This window comes from Streptomyces sp. NPDC017993, assembly GCF_044328065.1.
Lineage (GTDB): Bacteria > Actinomycetota > Actinomycetes > Streptomycetales > Streptomycetaceae > Streptomyces.
Map to the genome: position 1 here is coordinate 3,053 of NZ_JBIRGO010000058.1, position 1,813 is coordinate 4,865.

Consider the following 1,813-nt stretch of genomic DNA (forward strand, 5'->3'; position numbering starts at 1 on the left):
AGCCGTGGAAACGAGTTGTGGACGGTTCACGAGTGAGAATGCAGGCATGAGTAGCGATACACACGTGGGAAACGTGTGCGCCGATTGACTAAGGGTTCCTGGGTCAAGCTGATCTGCCCAGGGTAAGTCGGGACCTAAGGCGAGGCCGACAGGCGTAGTCGATGGACAACCGGTTGATATTCCGGTACCCGCTTTGAAACGCCCAATATCGAATCCATTAATGCTAAGGCCGTGAAGCCGGCCTGGAGTCTTCGGACAAAGGGACGTGGTGGAGCCGCCGAACCAAGGTGGTAGTAGGTAAGCGATGGGGTGACGCAGGAAGGTAGTCCAGCCCGGGCGGTGGTTGTCCCGGGGTAAGGGTGTAGGCCGTGTGGTAGGTAAATCCGTCACACATTAAGGCTGAGACCTGATGCCGAGCCGATTGTGGTGAAGTGGATGATCCTATGCTGTCGAGAAAAGCCTCTAGCGAGTTTCATGGCGGCCCGTACCCTAAACCGACTCAGGTGGTCAGGTAGAGAATACCGAGGCGTTCGGGTGAACTATGGTTAAGGAACTCGGCAAAATGCCCCCGTAACTTCGGGAGAAGGGGGGCCATTGCTGGTGATGGAATTTACTTCCTGAGCTGGTGGTGGCCGCAGAGACCAGCGAGAAGCGACTGTTTACTAAAAACACAGGTCCGTGCGAAGCCGTAAGGCGATGTATACGGACTGACGCCTGCCCGGTGCTGGAACGTTAAGGGGACCGGTTAGTCAATCTTCGGGTTGGCGAAGCTGAGAACTTAAGCGCCAGTAAACGGCGGTGGTAACTATAACCATCCTAAGGTAGCGAAATTCCTTGTCGGGTAAGTTCCGACCTGCACGAATGGCGTAACGACTTCTCGACTGTCTCAACCATAGGCCCGGTGAAATTGCACTACGAGTAAAGATGCTCGTTTCGCGCAGCAGGACGGAAAGACCCCGGGACCTTTACTATAGCTTGATATTGGTGTTCGGTTCGGCTTGTGTAGGATAGGTGGGAGACTTTGAAGCGGCCACGCCAGTGGTTGTGGAGTCATTGTTGAAATACCACTCTGGTCGTGCTGGATGTCTAACCTGGGTCCGTGATCCGGATCAGGGACAGTGTCTGGTGGGTAGTTTAACTGGGGCGGTTGCCTCCTAAAGAGTAACGGAGGCGCCCAAAGGTTCCCTCAGCCTGGTTGGCAATCAGGTGTTGAGTGTAAGTGCACAAGGGAGCTTGACTGTGAGACTGACGGGTCGAGCAGGTACGAAAGTAGGGACTAGTGATCCGGCGGTGGCTTGTGGAAGCGCCGTCGCTCAACGGATAAAAGGTACCCCGGGGATAACAGGCTGATCTTCCCCAAGAGTCCATATCGACGGGATGGTTTGGCACCTCGATGTCGGCTCGTCGCATCCTGGGGCTGGAGTCGGTCCCAAGGGTTGGGCTGTTCGCCCATTAAAGCGGTACGCGAGCTGGGTTTAGAACGTCGTGAGACAGTTCGGTCCCTATCCGCTGTGCGCGTAGGAGTATTGAGAAGGGCTGTCCCTAGTACGAGAGGACCGGGACGGACGAACCTCTGGTGTGCCAGTTGTCCTGCCAAGGGCATGGCTGGTTGGCTACGTTCGGAAAGGATAACCGCTGAAAGCATCTAAGCGGGAAGCCTGCTTCGAGATGAGTACTCCCACCCCCTTTGAGGGGTTAAGGCTCCCAGTAGACGACTGGGTTGATAGGCCAGATATGGAAGACCGGTAACGGTTGGAGTTGACTGGTACTAATAGGCCGAGGGCTTGTCCTCAGTTGCTCGCGTCCACTGTGT

Annotated in this window: 1 rRNA gene (only partly in view); it reads left to right on the forward strand. The window is 55.7% G+C overall.

The window, feature by feature from the left end:
• Window positions 1-1,792, forward strand: a 23S ribosomal RNA gene (locus ACH4FH_RS38800) (it extends 1,430 nt beyond the left edge of the window).
• Window positions 1,793-1,813: the final 21 nt, after the last annotated feature.